Source organism: Paenibacillus sp. RUD330 (genome assembly GCF_002243345.2).
Classification (GTDB): Bacteria; Bacillota; Bacilli; order Paenibacillales; family Paenibacillaceae; genus Paenibacillus_O.
Map to the genome: position 1 here is coordinate 897,735 of NZ_CP022655.2, position 19,417 is coordinate 917,151.

At 60.6% G+C, this 19,417-nt stretch carries 18 protein-coding genes; 14 read left to right on the plus strand and 4 right to left on the minus strand.

The genetic code is table 11. The features are described 5' to 3' along the window. Window positions 1-130: 130 nt before the first annotated feature. The 4 genes from CIC07_RS04070 to CIC07_RS04085 all read left to right on the plus strand — a co-directional run bounded on the left by CIC07_RS04070 (window position 131) and on the right by CIC07_RS04085 (window position 3,339). Entirely contained in the window at window positions 131-586 is a 456-nt protein-coding gene (locus tag CIC07_RS04070) for a MarR family winged helix-turn-helix transcriptional regulator (protein ID WP_076358655.1), read from the plus strand. Between the two features lie 96 nt (window positions 587-682). Next, window positions 683-1,627, plus strand: coding sequence for a ring-cleaving dioxygenase (locus tag CIC07_RS04075; protein ID WP_076358656.1), 945 nt, complete (start codon window positions 683-685; stop codon window positions 1,625-1,627). 8 nt (window positions 1,628-1,635) lie between these two features. Next, window positions 1,636-2,250, plus strand: coding sequence for an alpha/beta hydrolase (locus CIC07_RS04080; protein WP_175619210.1), 615 nt, complete (start codon window positions 1,636-1,638; stop codon window positions 2,248-2,250). 111 nt (window positions 2,251-2,361) lie between these two features. Then, window positions 2,362-3,339 (plus strand): ring-cleaving dioxygenase, encoded by a 978-nt coding sequence (locus CIC07_RS04085; RefSeq protein WP_076358658.1) that lies wholly within the window; start codon window positions 2,362-2,364, stop codon window positions 3,337-3,339. Window positions 3,340-3,487: 148 nt separating this feature from the next. On the opposite strand, the gene CIC07_RS04090 is transcribed toward CIC07_RS04085, so the two are convergent. Both CIC07_RS04090 and CIC07_RS04095 read right to left on the minus strand, forming a co-directional pair. Next, complete coding sequence (locus tag CIC07_RS04090) at window positions 3,488-4,402, minus strand: NAD(P)/FAD-dependent oxidoreductase (RefSeq protein ID WP_076358659.1); 915 nt, start codon at window positions 4,400-4,402, stop codon at window positions 3,488-3,490. Window positions 4,403-4,643: 241 nt separating this feature from the next. After that, complete coding sequence (locus tag CIC07_RS04095) at window positions 4,644-5,102, minus strand: RrF2 family transcriptional regulator (protein WP_076358660.1); 459 nt, start codon at window positions 5,100-5,102, stop codon at window positions 4,644-4,646. 308 nt (window positions 5,103-5,410) lie between these two features. On the opposite strand from CIC07_RS04095, the gene CIC07_RS04100 reads away from it, so the two are divergent. From CIC07_RS04100 to CIC07_RS04115, 4 genes are read left to right on the plus strand one after another with little or no spacing between them, the layout of a single operon-like run. Continuing rightward, window positions 5,411-6,088 (plus strand): ABC transporter ATP-binding protein, encoded by a 678-nt coding sequence (locus tag CIC07_RS04100; RefSeq protein WP_076358661.1) that lies wholly within the window; start codon window positions 5,411-5,413, stop codon window positions 6,086-6,088. Then, on the plus strand, window positions 6,085-8,589 hold the full coding sequence (locus tag CIC07_RS04105; protein ID WP_076358662.1) for an ABC transporter permease: 2,505 nt from the start codon (window positions 6,085-6,087) through the stop codon (window positions 8,587-8,589). The genes CIC07_RS04100 and CIC07_RS04105 overlap by 4 nt, the downstream gene beginning before the upstream one ends. Before the next feature lie 3 nt (window positions 8,590-8,592). Beyond that, window positions 8,593-9,273 carry a response regulator transcription factor gene (locus tag CIC07_RS04110; RefSeq protein WP_076358663.1) on the plus strand — a complete coding sequence of 227 codons (681 nt, stop codon included), beginning with the start codon at window positions 8,593-8,595 and terminating at the stop codon, window positions 9,271-9,273. Next, window positions 9,274-10,305 carry a sensor histidine kinase gene (locus tag CIC07_RS04115; RefSeq protein WP_094248335.1) on the plus strand — a complete coding sequence of 344 codons (1,032 nt, stop codon included), beginning with the start codon at window positions 9,274-9,276 and terminating at the stop codon, window positions 10,303-10,305. A 1,004-nt stretch (window positions 10,306-11,309) separates the two neighbouring features. Here CIC07_RS04115 and CIC07_RS04120 read toward each other — a convergent pair. After that, a complete protein-coding gene (locus CIC07_RS04120) occupies window positions 11,310-12,020 on the minus strand; it encodes a FadR/GntR family transcriptional regulator (protein WP_076358665.1) in 711 nt (236 codons plus the stop codon). A 159-nt stretch (window positions 12,021-12,179) separates the two neighbouring features. On the opposite strand from CIC07_RS04120, the gene CIC07_RS04125 reads away from it, so the two are divergent. The 4 genes from CIC07_RS04125 to CIC07_RS04140 all read left to right on the plus strand — a co-directional run bounded on the left by CIC07_RS04125 (window position 12,180) and on the right by CIC07_RS04140 (window position 16,221). Then, window positions 12,180-13,595, plus strand: a complete 1,416-nt coding sequence (locus CIC07_RS04125) for an FAD-linked oxidase C-terminal domain-containing protein (protein WP_076358666.1) — start codon at window positions 12,180-12,182, stop codon at window positions 13,593-13,595. Window positions 13,596-13,737: 142 nt separating this feature from the next. Further along, complete coding sequence (locus tag CIC07_RS04130; protein ID WP_083688565.1) at window positions 13,738-15,015, plus strand: (Fe-S)-binding protein; 1,278 nt, start codon at window positions 13,738-13,740, stop codon at window positions 15,013-15,015. A 294-nt stretch (window positions 15,016-15,309) separates the two neighbouring features. After that, window positions 15,310-15,687, plus strand: coding sequence for a GNAT family N-acetyltransferase (locus tag CIC07_RS04135; protein WP_076358667.1), 378 nt, complete (start codon window positions 15,310-15,312; stop codon window positions 15,685-15,687). An 87-nt stretch (window positions 15,688-15,774) separates the two neighbouring features. Next, entirely contained in the window at window positions 15,775-16,221 is a 447-nt protein-coding gene (locus CIC07_RS04140) for a GNAT family N-acetyltransferase (protein WP_076358668.1), read from the plus strand. 114 nt (window positions 16,222-16,335) lie between these two features. Here CIC07_RS04140 and CIC07_RS04145 read toward each other — a convergent pair whose 3' ends face one another. Beyond that, window positions 16,336-18,111: a proline--tRNA ligase gene (locus tag CIC07_RS04145; RefSeq protein WP_076358669.1), complete on the minus strand. Its 1,776-nt coding sequence runs from the start codon at window positions 18,109-18,111 to the stop codon at window positions 16,336-16,338. A gap of 564 nt (window positions 18,112-18,675) precedes the next feature. Here CIC07_RS04145 and CIC07_RS04150 point away from each other — a divergent pair. Together CIC07_RS04150 and CIC07_RS04155 are read left to right on the plus strand one after the other, a co-directional pair. Further along, on the plus strand, window positions 18,676-19,149 hold the full coding sequence (locus tag CIC07_RS04150; RefSeq protein ID WP_076358670.1) for a DUF6843 domain-containing protein: 474 nt from the start codon (window positions 18,676-18,678) through the stop codon (window positions 19,147-19,149). 5 nt (window positions 19,150-19,154) lie between these two features. After that, window positions 19,155-19,349: a hypothetical protein gene (locus CIC07_RS04155; protein WP_076358671.1), complete on the plus strand. Its 195-nt coding sequence runs from the start codon at window positions 19,155-19,157 to the stop codon at window positions 19,347-19,349. The last annotated feature ends 68 nt before the right edge of the window (window positions 19,350-19,417 follow it).

The window sequence follows — 19,417 nt, forward strand, 5'->3', positions numbered from 1 at the left end:
TGCTCAAGGAGCGGCTGAGAGTCATATGTCGTATATAAATTTGTCCGCGGAAAGAGGTTGACAACGGCTTCGGAATGATTTATCTTTAATTCAAGATAATTAAATTAAAGACATTCAAGGGGCGACGATCATGACGGAAACGACGAAGGAACCAGAGGACCAGGCGGCATCGCTCAAGCTGTTCGTCGTCCTGTCCAAGGCCTACCGGACGATCATGGATCTGGCGATCAAGGATATGAAGAAATACGGCTTGTCGCCGTCCGAATTCACCGTGCTGGAAGTGCTGTACACGAAGGGCCGCGTGCCTCTGCAGCAGATCGGGGAGAAGATTCTCGTGACGAGCGGCAGCGTGACCTACAACATCGACAAGCTGGAGAAGAAGGAGCTGCTGAAGCGCATCCCATGCGAGGATGACCGGAGAGTGACGTTCGCCGAGCTGACCGACCAGGGAAGGCGGCTGTTCGATTCCATTTTTCCTCAGCATGCCTCGCTGATCCACTCGCTGACGGCCGGGCTCGATTCGGAGGAGAAGGAGCTGGCGGCCTCGCTGCTGAAGAAGCTCGGACGCGGGGCGGAGAAGGGATAGAATCCCGCCGCCACCGGCACATTGACTTTTAACATGGAATAAACCGCCTTCGCAGGTCCAATACTTTAACTTTAAGATAAATGGGAGGAATATACGATGACACTCGCAACCAAGGGCATCCACCATATCACCGCTTTCGCTACCGATCCGCAAGGAATCGTGGACTTCTACGCCGGCGTGCTCGGCCTTCGCATGGTCAAGAAAACGATCAACTTCGACGCTCCTGAAGTGTACCACCTCTACTTCGGCGACGAGCATGGCAGCCCCGGCACGATCCTGACCTTCTTCCCTCATCCGGGCTCGCGCAAAGGCCGCGTCGGCGGCGGCCAGGTCGGCATGACGACTCTGGCGGTGCCTCCAGGCTCGATGGGCTTCTGGGAAGAGCGGCTGGCACGCTTCGGCGTCGATACGTCGAAGGCCGTCCGCTTCGGAGAAGAACTGCTGCAGTTCGCGGACCGCGAAGGAATGCTGCTGGAAATCGTCGAGCGCGAGCAAGGACCCGAGAACAGCTGGAGCTTTGGCGGCGTGCCTTCGGACAAAGCCGTAAAAGGCTTCGGCGGAGCGCTTCTGTACAGCACGAATTCGGCCGCGACGCGCCGGGCTCTGACCGACACGCTCGGCCTCAAGGCGGCCGGCGAGTCCGGCGGCTTCGCCCGCTTCATCGGCGAAGGCGAGCTCGGCAACATCGTCGACGTGCCGCTCGAGGATGTCGAATATGGCAGCGGAGGCGCGGGAACGGTGCATCATATCGCCTGGCGCGCGAAGGACTTCGCCGAGCACGAGCAGTGGAGAGCGGCTGCGTCGGCTGGAGGCTTCCAGCCGACGCCGGTCATCGACCGCCAGTATTTCAACGCGGTGTACTTCCGGGAGAGTGGCGGCATCCTGTTCGAGATCGCGACCGATCCGCCGGGATTCGCGGTGGACGAGGCGGAGGACCAGCTCGGCGCCAAGCTGATGCTGCCGGACTGGTACGAGCCGCATCGGGGACAGATCGAAGCCGGCTTGCTGCCGATCACGGTGCGCAGCCTGGGGGAGGAATAATCATGAGCATGGTCCATGTATACAAGGAAGGCCGCAGCAAAGACATCCCGACGCTGGTATTGTTTCATGGAACAGGAGGCACGGAGCATGATCTGCTGCCGCTGGCGGAGCTGATCTCTCCGGAGTCGGCCGTGCTGTCGGTTCGCGGCAGCGTGCTGGAGAACGGGATGCCCCGCTTCTTCCGGCGGCTGGCGGAGGGCATCTTCGACGAGGAGGATCTTGTGCGCCGCACGGGCGAGCTGAGGGATTTCCTGGACGAGGCAGCCGCCAAGTACGGACTCGACCGCTCCAATATGATTGCCGCAGGCTATTCCAACGGGGCGAATATCGCAGCCAGCCTGATTTTCCATGAGGCCGTTTCCTTCCGCGGGGCGGCGCTCCATCATCCCATGGTCCCGCGCCGCGGCTTGAAGCTGCCGGAGCTGAACGGACTGCCGGTGTTCATCGGAGCCGGCACGAACGACCGGATCTGTCCGCCGCATGAGACGGAGGAGCTGGAGTCGCTGCTCGCGGGAGCCGGAGCCGACGTCGACCTCCGCTGGGAGAATTACGGCCACCAGCTGACGCGCACCGAGGTGGAAGCGGCGGCGGCTTGGTTCGCCAAGCATTTTCTCCAGGGCTGAGCTGGAGCAGCGGATTGTTCATGCGGCCGAGTGATGTTCAGTTTGCGAACGGATGAGCATCGGCTTCCATAGAAGGATAGAAGGATAGAAGGATAGAAGGAGGCAACAACGATGGCTGCAGCATTGAAAGGCCTTCACCATTTTTCCGCTTTTACCGCCAAGGCTTCGCTGAACTATGATTTTTATACTCGGGTGCTTGGCATGAGGCTGGTCAAGAAGACCGTCAATCAGGACGACACCAGCATGTACCATTTGTTCTACGGGGATGAAAAGGGAAATCCGGGAACGGAGCTGACGTTCTTCGAGATGCCGATGGCAGGCAGGAACCGTCCCGGCACGAGCAGCATCTCGTCCTTGTCGCTGCGGGTGCGCAGCGACGAGGCGCTGGAGTACTGGGCGAAGCGCCTCGATGAGCACGGCGTCGACCGCGACGAGGTGCGGGAGCGAGCCGGCCGCGCCACGCTGGCGTTCCGCGACCCGGAGGGGCAGCGGCTCGTGCTTGTCTCCGACGAGCACGGAGCCGGAGTGGCTGCAGGCACGCCTTGGGAGCTGAGCCCCGTTCCGCAGGAATACGGCATAACCGGGCTCGGCCCGGTGCAGCTCACGGTCGCCAATGCGCAGCCGACCGTCGCCGTGCTGACGGAGCTGATGGGCTTCCGCCGCAAAGGCGCATTCCCTGCTTACGAGGAAGGCCAGCCTGACGTCATCGTGCTGGAGACGGGCGAGGGCGGCAGCGGGGCGGAGGTGCATGTGGAGGAGCGTTATGACCTGGAGCGCGAGCGGCTTGGCCGCGGCGGCGTCCACCACGTCGCTTTCCGCGTAGAGGACGAGGAGGAGCTGCGGGCTTGGGTGGGCCGCATCCAGAGCGCGGGCTTCCCGAATTCCGGCTTTGTGGACCGCTTCTACTTCCGCTCGCTCTACTTCCGGGAGCCGAACGGCATTCTGTTCGAGCTGGCGACGGACGGACCGGGCTTCGACACCGACGAGGAGCTGTCCGAGCTCGGCGAAAGTCTCGCGCTGCCTCCTTTCCTGGAGGAGCGGCGGGAGCAGATCGAGGCGCATTTGAAGCCGATCGATACGAGACGGTGACAGGCAAGGAAAAAAAGCAAAGGGTTCCCGAGGCGGATTTCTGCCCGGGAACCCTTTTTGGCCTTGTCCGACGATGGGAGGCGTCGGACTGGCTGTTCGTTTTCATCCACGATTTTTTGCGCGATAGCGGCGAAGCGATTGGCTGTTTTTAGATTCGGCTTGCCCATTCCTCTTCCGCCAGCTCGGAGACGATGCCTGCAGCTGCGACGGAGCCCATCGAGGCGGCGACAATGGCCTGATTCATCGGCGTGGCCGCGTCTCCGGCCCCGAATACGCCGGGGATGTTTGTTTTGCCCAGCACATCCACGTCCAGCACTCCCTGCTCATTGAGGCTGCAGCCAAGCGCGACGGGCAGATCGGAGCCGGGCGCGAGCTTGGCGCCGAAGAAGATTCCGCTGCAAGCCACGGAGGTGCCGTCCTCCAGAAGGACATTCGTGACGAGGCCGTCGCTGGATTCAATTTGCCCGATAGGGGAAGCATACAAAGGAATTCCGCGCGCGGCCAGCTGCTCCCGCTGTTCATCGGCCAGCTCATCCGGTCCATTCGTGCAGATGGCGATATGGCGCGACCAGTTGGACACGAGCTTGGCGAAGTGGAGCGCTTGAGGGCCATTGACGATCAGCGCGAGCGGCTTGTCGCGCAGCTCCCAGCCGTCGCAGAAGGGGCAGACGAAGGCGCTGCGGCCGTATACGTCTTCCAGCCCGGGAATATTCATGGGCAGATCCTTCTTGCCTGAGGCGAACAGCAGCTTTTTGCTCCGGTAGCTGCCGCCGTTGAGGGTCGTCATCCGGAAGTCGCCGTCGCTGCCCGCGATCCCGACCGCTTGATCGCGGATGAAGCGGACCGACGGGTAAGCTGCGATCTGCTCCCGTGCGACCTTCCTGAATTCTCCGGGACTGATGCCGTCGCGCGTCAGAAATCCGTTGGTTGCATGGGTGACCCGGTTGCGCGGGCGCTCCTCGTCGATCACGAGCACATTTTTGCGGGCTCTGCCCAGAACGAGAGCGGCGCTCATGCCTGCCGGTCCGCCTCCGATAATGATGCTGTCCAACCGTTCTGCCAAGTCAATCCCAACCTTTCTGGATCTTTTATATCCATAATAACGGCGCAAGAAGCCTCGCGGCTTGATGCCCAATCCCCGCCGCAGCCAGCAGCCTCTGCCCTGCAGCCGATCCATCGCCATCCAATGCCGACACATAGATGCGCCTGCAGCCGATCCAACGCCATCCAATGCCGACACATAGATGCGCCTGCAGCCGATCCAACGCTTTTCATTCCCGTTCTTAGATGCAGCTCATGCCTGTTCAGGCACGGTGCTCTGCGCTGCAAGAGAAAGAGGCCGCATCCAGAACTCCCTGGATCGTATGCTGCTTCAGATAGTCCAGCATCTGGCGCTCCGCGCCGTCCATGACCTTTTTCACCAGGCATTCGCATCCGGACGCATGGGCTTCGGTGAAAAGCTCATGCTGATGGTCGTTGGCGGAATGGCATTCGTACATCTGCTGCCGTCCCTCCACCACGGAGATGACATCGTAGAAGGTGATCTCGCTTCCGGGACGGGCGAGCTCGTAGCCGCCGCTTGCTCCCGTAACGGCGCGGACGATGCCGTCCTGACGAAGCTTGGACATGATCTTGGACAGATAGCTCTCCGGCAAGCCTTGCTTGGAGGCCAGCTCCTTGATTCCTACATACCGGCCGCGCTCCGCCTGGGCCAAGTGGATGAGAGTGTGGAGGGCGTACCCTGTGCTTTTGGAAAATTGCATGCGCGGTGCCTCCTTGCGTGAAGCGTTCATTATTATGGATATATTATGTCTATAATAGACCAAGGCCGACCGGGATGCAAGCGACCCATGCTCGAACATCTATGCGGATAGCACCTATGCGGAAAGGCCCTATGAGGAAAGCATCTATGCGGATAGCACCTATGTGGACAGGCCGGGCGGTCGGGAACGGGGGAGCGGTCTTTCGTTTCCGCCGCAGGCTGGATCGGCTGTCACGAGAATGTAAGAAGAGAGGGTTATCATCGGGAGTGTACTTGATTTCATCCTAATCTTTTTGGAGTGATTTGAAGATGGCACAGCTCAGAACGATCGAACTGACGAAAATATACGGGGCCGAGCCCAATCAGGTGAAGGCGCTGGACGGAGTTTCCATGGAGGCGGCCGAAGGGGAATTCGTCGCCATTGTCGGCAGCTCCGGCAGCGGCAAGTCGACGCTGCTCCACATGCTCGGGGGCTTGGACATCCCTTCCGGAGGACAAGTCGTCGTGGATGGAAAATCCCTGTTCGACATGGGGGATGAGGAGAGGACCGTCTTCCGCCGGCGCCGGATCGGCTTTGTGTTCCAGCAGTTCAATCTGATTCCGATCCTCAATGTGTACGAGAATATCGTGCTGCCGGTCGAGCTGGACGGGAACAAGCCGGACAAGGAGTATTTGGACTACATCGTGAAGACGCTTGGACTTGCGGCCAAGCTGGACAGCCTGCCCGGCCAGCTGTCCGGCGGCCAGCAGCAGCGGGTTGCGATCGCCCGCGCGCTTGCGACGAAGCCGTCGATCATTTTGGCGGATGAGCCGACAGGCAATCTCGACAGCCGGACAAGCCAGGAGGTCGTCGGCCTGCTCAAGGTGACGAGCAAGCAGTTCAACCAGACGATCGTCATGATCACCCACAGCGAGGAGATCGCTCAGCTCGCCGACACGGTCATCCGAATTCGGGACGGCAAGGTCGCCGGAGGCCACGCGCGATGATGCTTCCCAATACAAACCAAGCCGCGATGAAGAAGCTGATCTCCAAAAGCCTGAAGAACAATGCCGGAAGAAACCGCTATGTCGTTCTGGCGATCATTTTGACGACCTGGCTGATCACTTCCGTCTTCAGCATCGGCATGAGCTTCGTGAAGTCCTTCGATGTCCAGGAGCAGAAGATGCTCGGAACCGCCGCCCAGGCGCAGCTGTCCGATCCGACTGCCGATCAGCTGGCGCTGCTGGGCAGCTCGGACAAGATCCGAGACATCGGCATCTCCAAGGATGTGGCCGAGTGGATTCCGGCAGCCGGGTCCCCATCCGACTCCAGGCAAGCGGTCTTCGGCTGGTACGACCGGACGGAATGGAACGCCATGAAGGCTCCGCTGCTCGGAGGCCGCGCGGGCGGTTATCCGGAGGAGCGCAGCGAGGTCGTCGTTCCGGCCTGGATGCTCGATGAGCTCGGCATCGCCGAGCCGAAGGCGGGCATGGAGCTGTCCTTGACCTACCGGGCGCAAGCCGGGAAAGGCGGGCTGGCGGCTCCGCGCGCCGAGAAGTTCCGCCTGAAGGGCTGGTATGACGATTATCCCCATCTGGCAGGCAAGCCGGGGACCGTCATCGTCAGCGAGGCGTTCGCAAGGGAGGCGGCGGGAGCGGCGGCATTCGAGGGAGAGGTTCCGTCGACGGCATCCATGACCTTCAAGGACGAATCCGGCGTCCAAGCCGCACTGGCCGAGCTGGAGCCGCAATTGCGGCTGGGCCCGGACCAGCAGCTGCATCCGGTCGCCTCCTCTTCCGATTCCGGGACGGCCTGGTCGACCTATGCCGGCATCGCAGGCATCGTCCTGCTTGTCATGGTCAGCGGTCATCTTCTCATCTATAATGTGCTGTACGTTTCCGTATCGATGGATACGAAGCAATACGGGCTGCTCAAGACGATCGGAGCGACGCAAAGGCAGATCAAGACGCTCGTCCGGGGACAGTCCAACCGGCTGGCGCTGATCGGCATCCCGATCGGTCTAGCGGCCGGCGCCCTGACCTCCTTTGCCGCAGTGCCGCTGGCGCTGGGATCGCTGTCTCTGGAGACCGGCGTCGAGATTTCCTTCCATCCGCTCATTTTCATCGGCGCCGCATTGTTCGCCTGGCTGACGGCCTGGTTCGCCAGCCGCAAGCCGGCCCGCATCGCGGGCAAGGTGTCGCCTGTCGAGGCGGCCAAGTATGCAGGCCCGGCCCGCAAGCGCGGCAAGGGCGGAGCCAGGCTGCATCGGATGGCTCTGCGCAATCTGTTCCGCGACCGCAAGCGGGCCGCGACCGTTTTCCTCTCGCTCTTTCTGGGAATGACGACCTTCCTCACGGTCAATCTGCTCGTTCTCAGCATGAATACGGACAACTTCATCAAAACCTACGTCAAGAACGACTTCGAGCTGGAAAACAAAACGCTTGGATTTGAATATCAAGGCGAGCCGAAGCCGAAGCTGAGCAAAGAGCTCGTTCAGCAGATAAAGGGCATGAAAGGCGTGACGGATGTGCGCGCGAGCTACTCGGAGAGAGCTTATATGCCCTACTCGCCCGAAGTTTTCGGCCGCTACATGGATGAGCTTGCCCGCAGGAACGGCTTCGAGCGTCCTTCCGACGAGGAGCTGTCGACGAGCAAGGAAGGGTTTGCCGGGTTTGCGGTCGGCCTGGATTCCCGTACGGTCGAGGAGCTGAGCAAGAAGGCGGGGACGCCGATCGATATGGAGCGTTTTGAAGCCGGCGAGATCGCGCTCTCCGGCTCCCCGGAGCTGCCGCTCGGCGGTAAGTTCAAGCTGGGCGAGCCGGGGGGCGGCCCGGAGAAGGAATTCGAGCTTGGAGGAGTCATGCCGCCGGACGGGCAGGTGCCGTTCAGCGGATACGCTCCGAACATCTATATCAGCAAGAAGGCGATGGAGCAGTGGCTGGGCCGGGAGCCGATCGGCTACAAGCTCGCTGTCCAGGCAGCGGCGAAGCAGCATCCGCAGCTTCAGCAGCAGCTGGAAGCGTTGATCGCGGGCGACGGCGAGCTCAAGCTCTCGTCCAAGCTGGATTGGGCGAAGCAGCTGAATTCGTCCAAGCGGATGTTCTACATTCTCGGCGGCGCGGTGACGCTCATTCTGGCCAGCATCGGCATCCTGAACTTCGCCAGCACGATGATGACGAGCATCATCGTGCGCAGGCAGGAATTCGCCGTCATGGAAAGCATCGGCATGACCCGGAGGCAGCTCCGCAGGCTGCTGCTCCTGGAAGGAACCGGATATGCCGGAATTTCGCTGCTGCTGATCTCGACGCTGGGAACGCTGATCAGTTACGGGGCGTTCAAGCTGTTCAGCCAGGAGGCGGATTATGCGGTATTTGCCTTCCCGGCCGTTCCGCTGGCCATCGCCTACGGACTTATTCTGGGAGCCTGCTGGCTCGTACCGCTGCTTGCTTTCCGGCGCTCCGGCAAGCTCAGCATCGTCGAGCGTCTGCGGGATCCGGCATCGAGGTGAAGCATGGCGACCATTCTGATCGTAGAGGACGACCGCGTGCTCAATCAAGGCCTTGCCTACGCGCTTGGCGGCAGCGGGCATGAAGCGGTTTCGGCATACTCTTACGAGGAGGGCCTGGCTGCCTTCCACAGCTATCGGCCGGATCTGATCCTGCTGGATGTCCATCTTCCCGACCGGGCGGGTACGGAGCTATGCGAGCGCATCCGGCAGCAATCGGACACGCCGGTCATTTTCCTTACGGCCGACGATACGGAAGCGGACATGGTGCTGGGCTTCAAGCTCGGGGCCGACGACTACATGGCCAAGCCGTTCAGCATGGCGGTGCTGCATGAGCGGGTGAAGGCCGTGCTCCGGAGGCGCGGGGGAGAAGAGGGGGGCGGCCAGCCTATCGTCTGCAAGGAGCTGACCGTACACCTCGCCAAGCGGAAAGTATTCAAGCGGGGAGAGGAGCTGAAGCTCTCGGCAGGCGAATTCAAGCTGCTGGAGGCGCTTCTGCAGAACCGCAGCCGGGTGATGACCCGCGAGGCGATTTTGGAAAGGCTGTGGGATCTGGACGGCAGCTTTGTGGACGAGAATACTTTGAGCGTCAATATCAAGCGGCTGCGCAACAAGATCGAGGACGATCCGAAGCATCCGGTCTATGTAAAGACGGTCTTCGGCATCGGCTACACTTGGGGGGATTGAATGGCCTTCACCACCATATTGACGTTGGCATCGGCATTATTCGCGCTCGCTTGCGGCGCGTTTTTTGCCTTTCTGCATCATGTCCGGGCGGACTCGGCCGTCTGGCAGGGGAGCGCCGTCTTCGTACTGGCGCAGCTGGGACTGTTCCTTTGGTATCTGATGACGATGCGCAGCCGCATGATGGCCATTCTGGAGCGGCTGTCCTCCACGGTGCAGAGCCTCATCGACGGCGGCGGACCGGAGGCGTTCCCGGCGGCCGAGGACAGCATGCTGTCCAAGCTGCAGGATCAGGTGCTGAAGCTGTCCCGCATTCTGAGCAGCCAGAAGAGCAGATCCGAGGCCGAGGGCAGAGAGATCAAATCGCTGATCACCGACATCACGCATCAGCTCCGCGCTCCGCTCGCCAATCTGGGCATGTACGGGGGGCTGCTGGAGGATGGGCGGCTGTCCCCGGAAAAAAGAGCGGAATTCACCCGCGTGATCCGGGATCAGACGGAAAAGCTGGCCTGGCTGACGGACAGTCTCGTGCAGCTGTCCCGACTGGAGAGCGGCCTTATCGAGATCCGGCCCGAACGAGGGGCGATCTCCGATGCGGTCATGGCGGCGATGAAGACGGTCTATCCCGCTGCGGATCTCAAGAAAGTAGAGATGCAATTCGCCGGACGGCAGGATGTGGAGCTGAGCTATGACGCGAAGTGGACCGGCGAGGCCATCCGCAATGTGCTGGACAATGCGGTCAAATACACGCCTGCAGGCGGCAGGATCGGCATCTCGATCGAGCTGTACGAGCTGTTCGTCCGCATCGATGTCGCCGACAGCGGACGGGGCGTTCCCGAGCAGGAGCGGCCGAAAATCTTTCAGCGCTTCTTTAGGGGAGCCTCTTCCGCCGATACGGAGGGCATCGGAATCGGACTTTACCTGGCCCGCAAAATCCTGACGGAGCAGGGCGGATACATGAAGGTGGAATCCGAGGAGGGAAAGGGAAGCGTTTTCTCGATTTTTCTGCCGGTGGAACGGGATCCAACGGGATGAAGGGAATGAACGGGATCGAAGGACGGCCAGCCGGGGGATAGGGCAGGCACGGATGCAAGGCGGCCAGCCGGGAGGGCAGACGTGGAGCAAGGCGGTCAACCGGGAGGGGAGGAACGGATGCAAGGGGCCAGCCGGGAGGGAAGACGTGGAGCAAGGCGGTCAACCGGGAGGGCAGGAACGGATGCAAGGCGCCAGCCGGGAGGGCAGACGGGAGGGCAGACGTGGAGCAAGGCGGTCAACCGGGAGGGCAGGAACGGCAGGGACGGATGCAAGGCGCCAGCCGGGAGGGCAGACGTGGAGCAAGGCGGTCAACGAATGACAGGGCAGGATAGAAGGAGACGATGCCAGCGGGACCGGCGGCTGTGGCAATGCAACATCATCGACTTGGAAGCCTTCTTCCAAGTTGGTTACAAAACCAGCGCTTTCGGGAGCACGACGATTCTGGCTACGCTGGTTTTTAAGCTATGTAACGGCGAATATGTGCAGTCAATCGCCTCTATCAACAGGGTATCGGACATAGGATCCGCTATTTGAGGGAATTCATAGGAATTGGTTGATTATCGGACATAGGATCCGTTATTTGTGAACTATTATTGAGATAAAAATATTGCGGAGAGGAATAGCGGAACGTATGTCCGATAAATGTGGAAATGGCTTCACAGCGGCCAAATAACGGATCGTATGTCCGATAGCAGCTGCATGAGGGTAGGGGTTCTACCATTTCTTGCCGATGGAATACCAGTCTAATCGTAGAAGGGCAGAAACCTGACGAGCCGCAGCGGCAACATGCAGTGAAATTCGCGCCGAACAACATCTTGTTAGTAGAAGGGCAGAACCTGACGAGCCGCAGCTGCAACAAGCAGAGAGATCCGCAGCTGCAACATGCAGAGAGATCGCGCGCCAATCGGCTTCATGACAAATGAACTCGAGCTGCCATAGTGGCAGAGCTGCCGCTTCCCCATTGGACTGCAAAAAGAGCCTATGTCCGAGCCGAGCCGAGAGGCTCAGAGCCGGCCCTTGATGCCCTGCAGCACTTCGATCACCTTGTTCAGGTGCTCGCCGAGCACATGCTCCGCAAGCTTGGCGTCTCCGGCCTCGATGGCATCGTAGATGCGCCGGTGCTCGCCGAGCAGCCGCTGGGCGGTGCCTCTCTCGCGGTAGAACCACAGCTCGCGGGTCTGGGAGATGGAAGAGGCGAAGCGCTCGGCGAGGGATTCCATCATCTGCGCGAGCAGGGTATTGCCCGAAGCGGCTACGATGGCCATGTGGAACTCGGTGTCGGCGCGCTCGCCGGACTCGGTGTCGCCGGCTTCGAGGCTGCTCTCCATCGAGGCGAGAATCTCGCGCAGCCGCGCCAGATCGTCCGGGGCGCGCCTTGCGGAGGCGAGCGACACAGCCCCGATCTCCAGCACCTTGCGGACTTCCAGCAGCTCGGTCAGAGAGCCCGCATTGTGGAACATCTGGTCCGCGCCTTGCTTAGGATCACTTGGCAATACCGCCTTGACGAAGGTGCCGCCGCCCTGGCGCACATCCAGCCAGCCGGTCGCCTTGAGCGCGCTGGCCGCCTCGCGGATCGTGGAACGGCCGACGCCGTACGATTCCGCGAGCTCCACGACGGAGGGCAGCCGCTGACCCGGCTGCCAGGCGCCCGAGCGGATCTGTTCCAGCATATGTTCGGCTACAAGCTCATGGCCTTTGGCTTGGGTGATTTTCATCGCGACCTCCCGTTGCATCCAAAAACATTCTATACAATGAAATCAGTATAGCATATAATGATTTTCAAAGTCATCAGATGACCTGATGATAATAGGCATAGTCAGGTGCCCATACGGTTTGAACGCTAAGCTTTTTACAGATGGGAAGGGGAAATGCACATGCTGGATCCGGCCATGGCGAGACGGCTGCGGGATATCGTAGGAGAGAAGCATTTCAAGGACGATCCGGAGGCGAAGGTCGCCCATTCCTATGACGGCACGCCCATGCTCCAGAGCTTGCCGGACGGGGTCGTCTACCCGGACTCGACGGCTCAGGTGTCCGAGATCATGAAGGTGCTTGCGGAGTACCGCGTGCCGGTCGTGTCCCGTGGCTCCGGCTCCAACCTGTGCGGGGGGACGGTTCCTGTGCAGGGAGGCATCGTCATGGTCATGCACCGGATGAACCGGCTGCTGGAGGTCGACATGGACAATCTGACGGCAACGGTGCAGCCGGGCATGATTACCGCGGCGTTCACCGAGCATATCGAATCGCTCGGGCTCTTCTACCCGCCGGATCCCAGCAGCATGAAGATTTCGACGATCGGCGGCAACATCAGCGAGTGCTCGGGAGGCCTGCGCGGGCTGAAATACGGAACGACCAAGGATTACGTGCTCGGCCTCGAGGCCGTTCTGGCCAATGGAGAGATTCTTCGCACCGGCGGCAAGCTCATGAAGGATGTGGCCGGCTACGACTTGACGAAGCTGCTCGTCGGCTCGGAGGGCACGCTCGCCATCATTACGGAAGCGACCTTGAAGCTCGTGCCCCCGCCCGCCGGCAAAAAGACGATGCTCGCGATGTACAAGGACTTGTACGGCGCGGCCCGGACCGTCTCGCGGATCATCGAGAACAAGATCATCCCGGCCACGCTGGAAATTCTCGACAATCCGACGATCCGGGTCGTCGATGATTTCGCCCGTCTCGGCTTGCCGCGGGATATGGAAGCGATCCTGCTCATCGAGCAGGACGGCGATCCCGAGGCGGTCGAGCGCGACATGGAGGCCATCAGGCTCATCTGCGAAGCCGAAAAGGCCGACCGGGTCGAAGTCGCCCAGACTCGCGAGGAGGCGGAAAAGCTTGTCGCAGCGAGGCGCAGCGCGTTCACGGCATTGGCGAGGCTGCGGCCGACGACAATTCTCGAGGATGCGACCGTTCCCCGCTCCCGCATCGCGGACATGGTGCTGCGCATCCGGGAGATCGCGGACAAGTACGGCGTCTCGATCGCGACCTTCGGGCATGCGGGAGACGGCAACCTGCATCCGACCGCGACGACAGACGCCAGGGATGCGGAGGAGGTTCACCGGGTCGAGCAGGCTTTCGCGGAAATATTCGAGGCGGCGATCGAGCTTGGCGGCACCATTACCGGCGAGCATGGAGTCGGCGTCGTGAAGGCGCCGTTCCTGGAATGGAAGGTCGGGGCGAGCGGCATCGCCGTCATGAAAGGCATCAAGGATGCATTCGACCCCCATCATCTGCTCAATCCCGGAAAGATGTTTGCCGGAGAAACTCGCAAAAGGGTGGTGATCGACCGTGGCTGATAGAGGAAATGGAGGCCTCGGATTGGCGGCACAGCCGCATTCGGGACCGGGCAGCCTGCTCGGCAAGCCGGATGTGCGGCATGCCAATCCGGTGTCGAGAACGGTGCTGGCCAAGCTGGACTACGACCAGCTGACCAACTGCATGCGCTGCGGCTTCTGCCTGCCTGCTTGTCCGACCTTCCGGGAGACGGGGCTGGAGCCGGAGTCGCCCCGCGGCCGGATCGCGCTCATGAAGGCCGTCGCCGACGGCATCATGGAGCCGGACAAGGCGTTCGCCGAGCAGATGAACCATTGTCTCGGCTGCCGGGCTTGCGAGCCCGCCTGTCCTGCCGACGTCAAATACGGGCAGCTGCTGGAGCAGGCCAGGGACGCAATCGAGGATCACGCGGATCACAGCCTGCCGGCAAAGGGCGTGCGGAGGCTCTTCTTCAAGGACGTGCTGCCGCATCGCTCGCGCCTGAAGTGGCTCGGCCGATCGCTGTCCTTTTACCAAAAGTCGGGTCTCCGGCAGGTCGCGCGCGGTACGGGCATCATGAAGCTGTTCCCGCCGGCCATGCGGGAGATGGAGCGGATTCTTCCCGAGGCTTCGGGAAAGGGCGTCGTAGACCGCATCGGCACGGTCGTTCCCGCCAAGGGCGAGCCGATCGCACGCGTCGCCCTTTTCCGGGGCTGCATCATGGATGTGCTGTTCAGCGAAACGAACGTCCGCACGGCGGAGCTGCTGGCGGAGGCCGGCTTCGAGGTCGTCATCCCGGACAATCAGGTGTGCTGCGGCGCCTTGCATGCTCACAGCGGGGAGCTGGACCAGGCGAGAGGGCTCGCCCGGTCCAACCTGGACGCCTTCAGGGACGCGGGAATCCGGCATATCGTCTCCAACGCCGGCGGCTGCGGCGCGCAGCTGGCGGAATACGGCCATCTGATGCATGGAGATGAAGAGTATGCGGAGCTCGCCGTCGAGTTCGCTTCCCGCGTCGTCGATGTCAGCCAGCTGCTGCTCGGCAGCGGAAGGCTGCCGGCCTTCACGGAGCAGAGCGGCGGCGTACGTGTCACGTACCAGGACTCCTGCCATCTCCGCAACGGCATGAGAAGCTCGGGAGCGCCGAGGCAGCTGATCCGCCAGGTGGCGGGAGCCTCGTTCGTCGAGATGAAGGAAGCCGACCGCTGCTGCGGCTCCGCGGGCATCTACAACGTCACACAGCCGGAAATGGCGGGGCAGATTCTGGAGCACAAGATGGAGCATGCCAACGCCACCGAAGCGGCCTACCTGCTCACGAGCAATCCCGGCTGCCTGCTGCAGATGAAGCTCGGGGTGCAGAAGCACGGGGACCCGGCCGCCATGAAGGTCATGCATGTGGTCGATTTCCTGCACGAGCGCATGGGAGAGCCGGCAAGCCTATCGGCAGCAGGGAAGCAAGGATGACTTTAAGGCGGCGGGACAGATTCGCATGCGGATTGCATAGAGGAATGTAACGACAGAAAGCCCGTTTCCGGTTGTCCGGAAGCGGGCTTGTTTGGTTGCTCGAGTGCTGCTCAGTGAAGACATGTTTCTCCTGCTTCACGAGAATATCTAGTGGATGCGTTCTATTCTTTTGTATAATAATTTATCTAGTGGTTAATATTTGAAATTCAAATTTTAGTCAGGGAGGAATCTATCCTGCTGTTTCGAAAAGCTGTTCCAGCCGACATACCGCAGCTAATTGAATTTCGCAAGATATTGCTCTGCCATGAGGACAACAGCAGTATGGATGAATTATTTAGAAATTACTTTGAATCCTCATTATCAGACCAATCACTCCTTGCATGGGTCGCTGCTGATGATGGAGTAGTTATATCCACAGCGTGTTTTTGCTTGTGTAGATTTGCACCGCGATTTGACAATCCTTCTGGATTGGATGCATATATGACCAATGTCTTCACAACTCCAGCCTACCGTCGTCAAGGCATAGGATCAAAGCTTGTTCGTGAAGCAGCAGAAGATTTGAAGATACAAGGTATTAGAAAAATCCTGCTCCATTCTTCTGATATGGCTAAGCAGATGTATGAAAGTCTTGGTTTTGTTGAAGGGAAGAACTATATGTCAATAAATATGTGATGCTTGAACTCGTCGAATTCATTAATTTGATTTGCCTTTCAATAGCAGATATCTGAGGCTGACTATTCATCCAGGGAGGATCAGGAAATGGAATGCCGAACGGAAGTTTCGCTGGGTGGAAACCCGGAGTTTTACGATTTTCTGACTGTCAAGCTGAAGGAGTTCAACAACGAGCAGTCCTTGCACCACCGGGAGAAGAGGAAGGAGGGAGCCGTTCAGCCGCTGCATATCATGCTTACAGACGAAGAGGGGAACTGGAGAGGCGGGCTGACAGCCCAGGTGATTTGGGGATGGCTGGAGATTGGGTATTTTTGGCTGGAGGAGGGGGTTCGAGGGCAAGGAACCGGATCGGACCTGCTCGCTCAAGCTGAGACACTTGCCAGGCAGATGGGAGCGTCGAGATCAAAGGTGACTACATTCTCATTCCAGGCGAGAGAATTCTACGAGAAGCTCGGATACGAGGTCGTGGGCGAAATCAAGGACTATCCTCCCGGCAATTCCTATTATTTCCTCGTTAAAATGCTGCAGGAATAGAAAAAAAGGCAGCTCCCGACGGCTGCCTTTTGCTATTTTAATGTTCGAATTCGGAATAGAGCCGGCGCAAAATACCGGTCATTCCGTCTATCCGGAAGCGGCCCGCTCCCGGAGCTAACTTCCAGTCCGCAGGGCTTGCACCATCTCCAGCACCCGCTGCGCCGCTTCTTCCGCGGTCAGGCTCGCCTTGTCCGCGCTGCCGCGCCGGACGAACTCCACTTTGCCGTCCGCCGCATCCCGGCCGACGACGATGCGCGCCGGAATGCCGATGAGATCGGCATCCTTGAACTTGACGCCGGGCCGCTCGTCGCGGTCGTCGACCAGCACCTCCGCGCCAGCCTCCTCCAATTGGAGGCGAAGCTTGTCCACGAGAGCCATTTGGATTTCGTCCTTTACCGACACCGGAATGACATGGACGTGGAACGGAGCCAGCGCTGCCGGCCATACAATGCCGTTCTCGTCGTGGGATTGCTCCACGGCTGCCGACAGAAGGCGGGAGACGCCGATGCCGTAGCAGCCCATGATCATCGGATGCGTCTTGCCCTCGGCGTCGAGGAAGGCCGCCCCCAGCTTCTCGCTGTATTTCGTGCCGAGCTTGAATACTTGGCCGATCTCGATGCCGCGATGGAACACGAGCGAGCCTTCCCGGCATTTCGGGCAAAGGTCGCCTGCCTGCGCATTGCGGAAATCGCCGACAACCGCTGCCCCCAGATGCCTTTCCGCATGAACGCCGCGGACATGGAAGTCCTCTTCGTTCGCGCCGGCGACTCCGTCCGTTACGGCAGCCGCGTCATGATCGGCATAAACGGGAATATCCAGCCCGACAGGACCGGCGAATCCTACGGGTGCGCCCGTCGTCCGCATGACCGCGCCAGCCTCGGCAAGCGAAACGGAATCCGCTCCAAGGAAATTTTTGACCTTGAGCTCGTTGATCTCATGGTCGCCGCGGACAACGACGGCCACGATTCTTCCGTCGGCCTCGAACAGCACGGTTTTGAGAATCTGCGAGGAAGGCAGTCCCAGATACGCGGTCAGCTGTCCGATCGTTTTAACGCCGGGAGTATGGATTTTTTCAGGCTCCGATGCCATGGAGGCGGATGCCGGTGCACCCGTCGCGCGGCTGCCGTTCCCGAGCAGACGGCCCGGCCCGGCGTTGTCCGCAAATTTCCGTCCGGGCTCGGCTTTCTCGAGATTGGCGGCATACCCGCAGCAGGTGCAGGAAGCGATCGTATCCTCTCCGATCGAGGCCAGCGCCATGAATTCATGCGTGCCTCCGTCGCCGCCGATCGTTCCGGCATCGGCTTCGACAGGACGGAAGTCCAAGCCGAGACGGCTGAAGATCCGGTTGTACGCCTCGAACATCGTTTGGTAGGAATGATCCAGCCCCTCTGGGGTCGTATCGAAGGAATAGGCATCCTTCATCAGGAACTCCCTCCCGCGCAGCAGGCCGAACCGGGGGCGGCGCTCGTCCCGGAACTTGGTCTGGATCTGATAGACCGTCAGCGGAAGCCTCCGATACGAGGATACCTCGTCCCGGACGAGAGAGGTGACGATCTCCTCATGCGTCGGACCGAGCGCGAACTCCCGGTCATGGCGGTCGCGCATGCGCATCAGCTCCGGACCATAGGCGTCATAGCGGCCGGACTCCCGCCACAGTTCCGCAGGCTGCAGCGCGGGCAGGAGAACCTCCTGGGCGCCTGCCTTCTCCATTTCCTCACGGATGATCTGCTCCGCCTTGCGGAGAACTTTGCGTCCCAGCGGCAGATAAGAGTAGATGCCGGCGGCGGTCTGCCGGATGAAGCCGGCACGCAGCAGCAGCCGGTGGCTGGCAGCCTCGGCTTCGCCGGGAGTGTCGCGCAGGGTGGACAGAAGCAGGTTGCTTTGAAGCATGAAGTACCCCTCCTTGAGTGATGTCGAGCGATGTCGATGGATGATGCCGGATGGCATGAAGCCCAGATTCGTCAACGGATAAATGGCCTGTACAAACAAAAAGCAGCGCTCGTCATGAGATGATGGCCGCATAAAACAAAAAAGACGCATCCGTCCAGGGACGAATGCGTCGCGGTACCACCCTGAGTTCGGCTCCGGCCGGACTGGCGGCAGGAAGCCCTTGAGTCGGATAACGGCAGAAAGCCGGCGCCGGGCCTGCGGACAGGCACGGATGCAGCTCGCAAGGTGGGGATGCCGGGGTTCGATGCGGGAAACCTTGCAGCCTGGGGGTTTCCTCTCTGGACGGCGAACGGCGGGGCATGCTGGCCTTGGTCACAGCAGATGGGATATCGGTTTTATCCACCATATCGGAATCCGGGTGCAAGGTCAAGATGACCGAGAACAAGAGAACCAGAGAACGCGGAAGCCAAGCGCGGCCATATGAAGCCGAAACAACTGGGGCCGTCAAGGCGTCTACCAATTATTCCAACAACCAACGATTGAATGAGGAAAGGAGGCCGCGGCATGAGAAGCAGCTTGAAGAGCAACCGGTTCTTGGGGGCGCTGACGGTGCTCCTGGTCTTATTCATCCTGTATGTGCTCCTGTTGAAGCCGGCTTCCGGACATCGCTACATCGTGCCGGAAGGGTATGCGGGCTGGGTGGTCGTCGTCTTCGGCCAGCAGGGCAGCCCGCCTCTGGAACGCCAGCACGGGGACTGCGTCTATCCCATCGACTCGGCCGGATGGCTGCGGACATCCAGCCCGATGGAGCCTGGAAGCATAAAGCTCTATTACAGGGCTGCCGACGGCAGCGTCAAGCCCGCTCCAGCCGGCGCCGCGCTCATCCATGGCGGGGGAACGCATGGAGGCTCTCGTTCGGAAGCGGGCGGGGAGCAGGTCGGGCTGCCCGCAGTCGTCGATTTCTACGTCGGAACGGAAGAGCAGTACGAGCAGCGGACTGGAGAATCTCCACGAGCCGAAGCATGGAGGAGGCCGTGAGCAGGATGGATGCGTCGTTTGCCTGGGTTGCCGTCCCGGTTTTCATCGCCGGTGTCGGGCTTTTATTATTCCGGAGAAGGAAATTCGGCAGCTGGAGTGGAAGTGGGTTGGGAATGATGCTGATCCTGTTTTCGATCCTGTCGCTGCTGGCGGCCGTCCTGCTGGCCGATCCCGGCGGTACTCACCGTCTCGGGCACTAGCTTGAACGTGAAGCACTAGCATGTACATGAATGGGACGCGGCTTGCCGCCGACACCGAGATGGACCGA

What these genes read in the sequence shown, in the direction of transcription:
- CIC07_RS04120 (WP_076358665.1), bottom strand. Translation starts at nt 12,020, where the DNA reads ATGAAAATCACCCAAGCCAAAGGCCATGAGCTTGTAGCCGAACATATG.
- CIC07_RS04130 (WP_083688565.1), top strand. Translation starts at nt 13,738, where the DNA reads ATGCGCTGCGGCTTCTGCCTGCCTGCTTGTCCGACCTTCCGGGAGACG.
- CIC07_RS04150 (WP_076358670.1), top strand. Translation starts at nt 18,676, where the DNA reads ATGAGAAGCAGCTTGAAGAGCAACCGGTTCTTGGGGGCGCTGACGGTG.
- CIC07_RS04075 (WP_076358656.1), top strand. Translation starts at nt 683, where the DNA reads ATGACACTCGCAACCAAGGGCATCCACCATATCACCGCTTTCGCTACC.
- CIC07_RS04155 (WP_076358671.1), top strand. Translation starts at nt 19,155, where the DNA reads ATGGATGCGTCGTTTGCCTGGGTTGCCGTCCCGGTTTTCATCGCCGGT.
- CIC07_RS04105 (WP_076358662.1), top strand. Translation starts at nt 6,085, where the DNA reads ATGATGCTTCCCAATACAAACCAAGCCGCGATGAAGAAGCTGATCTCC.
- CIC07_RS04095 (WP_076358660.1), bottom strand. Translation starts at nt 5,102, where the DNA reads ATGCAATTTTCCAAAAGCACAGGGTACGCCCTCCACACTCTCATCCAC.
- CIC07_RS04110 (WP_076358663.1), top strand. Translation starts at nt 8,593, where the DNA reads ATGGCGACCATTCTGATCGTAGAGGACGACCGCGTGCTCAATCAAGGC.
- CIC07_RS04125 (WP_076358666.1), top strand. Translation starts at nt 12,180, where the DNA reads ATGCTGGATCCGGCCATGGCGAGACGGCTGCGGGATATCGTAGGAGAG.
- CIC07_RS04145 (WP_076358669.1), bottom strand. Translation starts at nt 18,111, where the DNA reads ATGCTTCAAAGCAACCTGCTTCTGTCCACCCTGCGCGACACTCCCGGC.
- CIC07_RS04115 (WP_094248335.1), top strand. Translation starts at nt 9,274, where the DNA reads ATGGCCTTCACCACCATATTGACGTTGGCATCGGCATTATTCGCGCTC.
- CIC07_RS04085 (WP_076358658.1), top strand. Translation starts at nt 2,362, where the DNA reads ATGGCTGCAGCATTGAAAGGCCTTCACCATTTTTCCGCTTTTACCGCC.
- CIC07_RS04100 (WP_076358661.1), top strand. Translation starts at nt 5,411, where the DNA reads ATGGCACAGCTCAGAACGATCGAACTGACGAAAATATACGGGGCCGAG.
- CIC07_RS04080 (WP_175619210.1), top strand. Translation starts at nt 1,636, where the DNA reads ATGGTCCATGTATACAAGGAAGGCCGCAGCAAAGACATCCCGACGCTG.
- CIC07_RS04070 (WP_076358655.1), top strand. Translation starts at nt 131, where the DNA reads ATGACGGAAACGACGAAGGAACCAGAGGACCAGGCGGCATCGCTCAAG.
- CIC07_RS04140 (WP_076358668.1), top strand. Translation starts at nt 15,775, where the DNA reads ATGGAATGCCGAACGGAAGTTTCGCTGGGTGGAAACCCGGAGTTTTAC.